This is a genomic window from Cryomorphaceae bacterium (assembly GCA_007695365.1).
Classification (GTDB): domain Bacteria; phylum Bacteroidota; class Bacteroidia; order Flavobacteriales_D; family SKUL01; genus SKUL01.
Window position 1 is genome coordinate 1 of record REDV01000021.1, and the last position, 6,966, is coordinate 6,966.

The following is a 6,966-nucleotide window of genomic DNA, read 5'->3' on the forward strand; positions in this document are numbered from 1 at the left end:
CCTTTCGCGTACATTTGACGCCATGCACCCGGTAATCAGCAGCGCACAAAACCCAAAGGTAAAGCAGGTACTGGCCCTCGATAAAGCCCGCGAACGCAAAAAACAAAAGCGCTTTGTGGTGGAGGGTTTGCGCGAAATGTCGCACGCCATGAAAGCAGGGCTTCAACCTGTGCAGGTGTTCTACCCGGCGCAGGATGGGGAGTGCCTCCGGCATCTTACTGCCTTGCTCAGTGATGTGTCGGTGTTGATTCCGGTGGAAAATGCCGTGTTCGAAAAGCTCACGTACCGCGGACTGCCCGCACAGGCACTGGCCGTTTTTCCGTTACAAAACCACGCACTGGCAGCCATTCATTTGCCCGCAAATCCACTGGTTCTGGTGGTGGAGGCCATTGAAAAACCGGGTAACCTCGGGGCTTTGCTTCGCACTGCCGACGCCGCAGGGGTACACGCCGTGCTGGTGTGCGACCCCAATGTGGATGTATTGAATCCCAACGTGGTGCGGTCGAGCGTGGGTGCCTTGTTTACTGTGCCCTTGGCTGTGGCAGGCACCGAAGAGGCCATTGCCTGGCTCAAGGCCCAACACATCGCCATTTACACCACCCACCTGGAGGCAGCCCGGCCCTATTACCACGCAGATTTTAAATCGGGCGCCGCGCTGGTGGTGGGCACCGAAGCCACGGGGGTTTCGCAGGCATGGGTGGAGGCTGCAGAGGCCAATATCATCATTCCCATGTACGGCACCATCGATTCGCTCAACGTGTCGAACGCAGCGGCCATCGTGCTTTTTGAAGCGGTGCGGCAAAGAAAATCAGGATAGGCCCAAACCAGCGAAAAGGAATTTGCATCTTTACGGCAAACAATTACCATGGATCTCAATCTCTCCGGAAAACGCGCGCTGGTTGCGGGCAGCACACAGGGCATCGGCAAGGCGTCGGCCATTGAAATAGCTGGTTTGGGCGCCGGTGTGACCCTCATTGCCCGAAACGAAGAAAAACTGCGCAAGGTGCTCGATTTGCTGCCTAAAACCAAAGGGCAGGTTCACGATTACATCGTGGCCGATTTTTCGAAACCCGACCAATTGCGGTCGCGTGTGCTCGATTACCTCTCGCGCGGCAACAGCTTTCAGATTCTGCTCAACAATACCGGTGGCCCTCCCGGCGGACCTGCCATCGATGCGAAACTGGACGAGTTTCAACAGGCATTTTCCAACCACCTTTTGTGCAACCACATTTTGGTTCAGGCTGTGGTGCCGGGTATGAAAGAGGCTTCATACGGACGCATCATCAACATTATTTCCACTTCGGTAAAGCAGCCGCTGCCGGGTCTTGGCGTGTCGAACACCATTCGCGGAGCGGTGGCCAATTGGGCCAAAACACTGGCCAATGAGTTGGGGCAATTCAACATTACGGTGAACAATGTTTTACCCGGTGCCACCATGACCTCGCGCCTTGAGAGCATCATCTCAACCAAAAGTGAAAGTTTGGGCCTCGACAAAGAGCAGGTGCTGAAGCAAATGGCACAGGCCGTGCCGATGAAACGCGTGGCACAGGCCCATGAAATTGCGGCAGCGGTAGCATTTCTGGCTTCACCGGCCGCCAGTTACATCAATGGCATCAACGTGCCGGTTGACGGCGGACGAACCACTTCGTTGTAGGGCTTACTCACTGTCAACAAGCAGCTTAAAGCCGCGGCCGTGTACGTTTACAATTTCAATGTTGGGGTCCTTTGAAAGGTGTTTGCGCAGTTTGGCGATGTACACATCCATGCTGCGCCCCTTAAAGTAATCGTCGTCACCCCAAATGGCGTTCAGGGCAAAGTTGCGCTCCATCACTCCGTTCAGGCTTTTGCACAGCAGGTTGAGCAGTTCGTTTTCCTTGGTGGTGAGTTTAATTTCTTCACCGTTAATGGAAAGCCGCTGGTTCAGGTAGTTAAAGTGGTAAAGACCAATCTGGTATTCCTGGGTTTCTTCCTCTTCCTGGTGATTGCCTGTACGGCGAAGAATGGCGTTGATTCGCACCAGCAGCTCTTCCATGCTGAAGGGCTTTGTCACGTAATCATCGGCGCCAATCTCAAAGCCTTTGAGTGTATCTTCCTTCATGGATTTGGCGGTGAGAAAAAGAATGGGCACCTCTTTATTCACGTTCCGGATTTCCCGGGCAAGTGTAAATCCGTCCTTGAGCGGCATCATCACATCGAGGATGATAAAATCAAAAGTTTGCTGCGAAAACGCCTTCAAGCCTTGATCGCCGTCTTTGCAAAGTGTTACTCCAAAGCCCTTGGCCTCAAGGTACTCACTCAGCAGTGAGCCAAGGTTTGGATCGTCCTCGGCTAACAATACGCGTGTTTTATTTTTCTGGCTCATATCGGTGAGGTATGTAGATGCTAAAAGTACTGCCTTTATTGATTTCTGATTGCACGGTAATTTTTCCGCGGTGTTTATCCATCACGTTCTTTACGTAGCTTAATCCCAGGCCAAAGCCTTTTACGTTGTGGATATTGCCCGTAGGAACGCGGTACAATTTATCGAAAATCTTTTTTTGGTGCTCGCGCGGAATACCGATTCCGTTGTCTTTTACGCTCACTACCAAACAACTTCCTTTGTTGCGCGTTGAAATTTCAATTTTGGGAGATTCCGGACTGTATTTCAGCGCGTTGTCAGTGAGGTTGTACACCACGTTGGTGAGGTGAATACGGTCGCCTTCTACCATGGGGTTGCTGTCCTGAAACACGGTGTTGAGTTCTCCGCCTCGTTGCCGCACCTGGATTTCCATGTTTTGAATCACCTCGCGAATCACGTCCTGCATGTTGATAGATGCCGTGCGCAGCTTTACCTCGCCTTTGTCGAGCACCGCGCTGCGAAGTACGTTTTCCACAAGCACACCCAGCCGGCTGTTTTCATCGCGAATCATGCGCACAAAGTTGTTGGTCTTTTCGGGGCTACTGCTCAGGTCAGGGTCGCCCAGTGCCTCGCAGGCCAGCGAGATGGTGGCAATGGGCGTTTTGAGCTCGTGGGTCATGTTGTTGATAAAGTCGTTCTTGATTTCCGAGAGCTTTTTCTGCCACACGATGGTGCGAATGGTGTAGGCAAACGCGATGATGATGATGAGCGTAAAAATGGCGGCAATGGCCAGCATTTCCCACATGGTTTCAATGAGGTAGCCGCGCTGCCGCGGAAAATAGACCTTGAGGTAATTGGCTTCGCGAAAGAGGTCGCTCGGAAAAAGCCTCACGCGATAACCCTGCTCAAAGATGGAGCGCAGCATCTGATCATCGTTGGTGGATGACACCACGGCCTGCTCAAAAGTATTGAACACGGCAAACTCGTAGGAGGTTTGAATGCCGCGCTCGGCAAATTCGGCGTGCAGAAGCGAGTCGAGCTGATACTTGTCAATGCGTTCCTGTACAGGGGTTTGCTTGCCAAGCGGGAGGAATCCTGAGAGCAAGTCCTCAATCATTTGCAGCGGAGGCAAAAGACTTGGCGACGGGGCGTAAAGTGCCTTGGCGTCCGATCCGGTACCCGTGCCTTTCCAGTTTCCCGCTCCCGAGGTGGTAGGCTTTTCCTCTATCCGTCCGGAAAACTGCTCACTGATGATTTCCACCCCTGATGGATCGTTGTTTTGCCCCAACCACACGGTGTCAATTTTCTGAGTGGGGCTTTGCTCTTCGGAAGTTTCGGGTACCAGCCACCAGTCTTTGTTTTGCTTGCGTTCGCCCATGCGCGAGCGGGTGTCGAGAAGTTCCAGTTGCTCGCTGATATGGGCCAAGGCTGCCCGCACGCTGAACGAGAACTGAGCGTTTCGCAGGTCAATGGAGTTGCGCACCCAGTAAAACTGAATGCTGATCAAACCAATCAGCGCGATGCTGATAAGGCCAATCAGACCTTTGATGAATTGCTTTTTCACTACTACAAAGTTAGACCGAAGCCCTGCGAAACTGCCTGACTTAACCTAATTTAACATGTGTTAACCGCGCTTTAACAGCAGCGTTGAGAAAGGTGAAATACTTTTGTATCGAGCTTAAATCGACCATCTCAACAGTTAGATTTTGGTTTAGTTATCTTTATCGCATCAAAGAGAGTAAGGGGAGCAACACGCTCCCTTTACTTTTTGGGGTCAATCCGTACCTTTAAGGCCTCATAAACGGCCCATGGAACAACTCCTCAACTACATCAACGGAAAATTACAGGCCCCTGTGGGCGGCACGTATCTTGACAACATCGAACCGGCTACCGGCAAGGTGTATGCGCACATTCCCGATTCGGATGAGCGCGATGTGCAACTGGCCACCGAGGCCGCCCATAAGGCCTTTCCGTATTGGTCTGCATTGCCTGCGGGAGAGCGCTCAAGGATTTTGCGCAGGCTGGCAGCACTGATAGAGCAAAACCTGGATGAGCTGGCTGCTGCCGAGTCGCGCGATAATGGCAAACCCGTGAGCCTGGCCCGTACGGTTGATATTCCGCGGGCTTCGAGCAACATTGATTTCTTCGCTACGGGCGTGGTTCATTTCAGCTCCGACGCGCACTATATGGAGGGCACAGCCGTAAACTACACGGTGCGTCATCCCATCGGTGTGGTAGGCTGCATTTCACCATGGAACCTGCCGCTGTATCTCTTCACCTGGAAAATTGCCCCGGCATTGGCTACGGGAAACTGTGTGGTGGCCAAGCCTTCGGAAGTAACGCCTTACACCGCCTACCTGCTCAGCAAATTGTGCATGGAGGCCGGATTACCCGCCGGTGTGCTCAACATTGTGCACGGTTTGGGCCCCAAAGTAGGCGCCGCCATTACCAGGCACCCCGAAATCAAGGCCATTTCGTTTACGGGCGGCACCGAAACCGGAAAGGCCATAGCGGCCACTGCAGCGCCCATGTTTAAAAAGCTCTCGCTTGAGTTGGGCGGAAAAAACCCCAACATCATTTTTGCGGATTGCGATTTCGACGCCATGCTGAGCACCACCATGCGCTCGTCGTTTGCCAACCAGGGGCAAATTTGCCTGTGTGGCTCCCGAATTCTCATTGAGCGTCCCATTTACGAGAAGTTTCGCGACGCTTTTGTGGAGAAAACCAAGCGCATGAAGGTGGGCAATCCCGCCGATCCCGATACCCGTATGGGTGCTTTGGTATCTGAAAGTCATTTGGAAAAGGTGCTGAGCTACGTAGAGCTCGCCAAAGAAGAAGGGGGCACTGTGTTGGCCGGAGGTCACCGCGTGCATCTGGAGGGTGAACTTGCGGGAGGCTATTACATGGCGCCTACCATCATTGAGGGCTTACCCCAACACTGCCGCACCAATATGGAAGAGATATTCGGCCCGGTGGTTACATTGCTGCCATTTGACACGGAAGAAGAAGCTGTTGCCTGGGCCAATGCCACGACTTACGGATTGTCTGCAACACTCTGGACACAGGACTTAACCCGCGCCCATCGGGTGGCGCATCAATTGGAGAGCGGTATTGTGTGGATCAACTGCTGGCTGCTGCGCGATTTACGCACACCTTTCGGCGGAATGAAGCAGAGCGGAGTGGGCCGCGAGGGAGGATTCGAGGCCATGCGATTTTTTACAGAACCCAAGAATGTCTGCGTAAAAATCAGTTGATTTCCTGTTGGTTGTCAATCGTCTTCATTCCGTTGGTAAAGAACCAACCGAACTTAAGATTGAACCAACGCTCAAATTGCTGGAGTTTTTCAATTATTGATTTCATCACTTTGCAGATTTAGTTTAATAACATGAAAACTATGTGCCATGTTGCCCTGAATACGTGTGTTTTCATGAAAAGGTTTGTTAAATCAAGTAACGGTTGATGCTGAGGGGTGAAATGCACTTTGGGCTGAATGTGTAATTTTCGGGCATGCAGCGAGCTGTTGTGATGTTGTTTTTGCTGGTTGTTGGTAGCGGAGCCATTGCGCAACCCGATACCACGGGGGCGAAGTTTTACCGCAAAATCGGTCTGACACTTAACGCGGGAACCATATTTGCCCATACAGCGGATGTAGAGAACACCACCGGATCGGTGCCCTTTGGCTTTGAGATTGAGTACGGCAGGCGCAATCTGAGTGCTGAAGCGTGGAAATTGTGTCACTGCTACCCTAGCTCCGGTTTTGTGCTGGGCTACACCAACTACGATAACGCCGTGCTGGGCGCGGGTGTGCACGCTGCGTATTTTCTGGAACATCGGTTTTTGGCGATGTCGCGGGTGAGCCCGGTTTTGCGGGCGGCGGCGGGGTTGTCGTATTCCACCAATCCATGGCATCCTACGCACAACCCCGATAACCAGAGCTACAGTTTGCCGGTGAATGCCTTTTTGCAGTTGCAGTTTGGACTCAATGCAAGAATTTCAGACCACAGTATGCTTACGGCCCGGTTGGGATACAACCACATTTCAAACGGGGGAATTAAAGAGCCCAACAAGGGCATCAACTGGCCCAACATTGCCGTGGGTTATGCATTTACGCCTGTGTACCACGAGCCGGTGGCACGGCCGCGTATTCAGCCGGATCCCGATGAGAGCATATGGATGCGTACTATCAGCATTTTCGGGGCTTATACCACCCGCGAGTTTGAGGAAGAAAAGCGCGAGTCCTTCTGGGCCTATGGAATGATGCTCAGTACCGCGCGTAAACTGGGCCATCTGCACACGCTTTCGGGCGGGGTGGAGTGGCATTACAGTCAGTTGTTGCAGCGCAGAATATCGCTCGATCAATCTTCGGCCTCGGCTCACCGGGCCGGTTTGCTCGTGGGCCACGACTTTGTATTTGGAAAGTTTGTGTTTTCGCAGCAGATAGGGGTGTATGTGCTGGATCAGTTTCGCTACAACGACCCGCTGTATCACCGCTGGAGCATTGCCTATGTGCATCCGAAAGGTGCTTTGTGGGGTGTAAGTCTCAAGGCGCACCGCCAAATTGCTGAGTTTGTGGATTTCCGGATTGGGTGGGTTTGGTAGCGTAATAACCGCGGACTATGTAATTGAAA

6 protein-coding genes are annotated in these 6,966 nt (G+C 52.6%); 4 read left to right on the forward strand and 2 right to left on the reverse strand.

Features of this window, described 5'->3' with window-relative positions:
• Positions 1–22: 22 nt before the first annotated feature.
• Positions 23–817, forward strand: coding sequence for an RNA methyltransferase (locus EA392_00445; GenBank protein TVR42289.1), 795 nt, complete (start codon positions 23–25; stop codon positions 815–817).
• Between the two features lie 48 nt (positions 818–865).
• Positions 866–1,654, forward strand: a complete 789-nt coding sequence (locus EA392_00450; protein TVR42284.1) for an SDR family oxidoreductase — start codon at positions 866–868, stop codon at positions 1,652–1,654.
• 3 nt (positions 1,655–1,657) lie between these two features.
• On the opposite strand, the gene EA392_00455 is transcribed toward EA392_00450, so the two are convergent.
• Both EA392_00455 and EA392_00460 read right to left on the reverse strand, forming a co-directional pair.
• Positions 1,658–2,362: a DNA-binding response regulator gene (locus EA392_00455; protein TVR42285.1), complete on the reverse strand. Its 705-nt coding sequence runs from the start codon at positions 2,360–2,362 to the stop codon at positions 1,658–1,660.
• The gene (locus EA392_00460; protein TVR42286.1) at positions 2,346–3,902 is read right to left on the reverse strand and encodes a sensor histidine kinase; all 1,557 of its coding nucleotides are present in this window, start codon (positions 3,900–3,902) and stop codon (positions 2,346–2,348) included. The genes EA392_00455 and EA392_00460 overlap by 17 nt, the downstream gene beginning before the upstream one ends.
• A 244-nt stretch (positions 3,903–4,146) precedes the next feature.
• Between EA392_00460 and EA392_00465 the strand changes: the two genes are divergently transcribed.
• Both EA392_00465 and EA392_00470 read left to right on the forward strand, forming a co-directional pair.
• Positions 4,147–5,592: an aldehyde dehydrogenase gene (locus tag EA392_00465; protein ID TVR42287.1), complete on the forward strand. Its 1,446-nt coding sequence runs from the start codon at positions 4,147–4,149 to the stop codon at positions 5,590–5,592.
• Positions 5,593–5,845: 253 nt separating this feature from the next.
• A complete protein-coding gene (locus tag EA392_00470) occupies positions 5,846–6,937 on the forward strand; it encodes an acyloxyacyl hydrolase (GenBank protein ID TVR42288.1) in 1,092 nt (363 codons plus the stop codon).
• Positions 6,938–6,966: the final 29 nt, after the last annotated feature.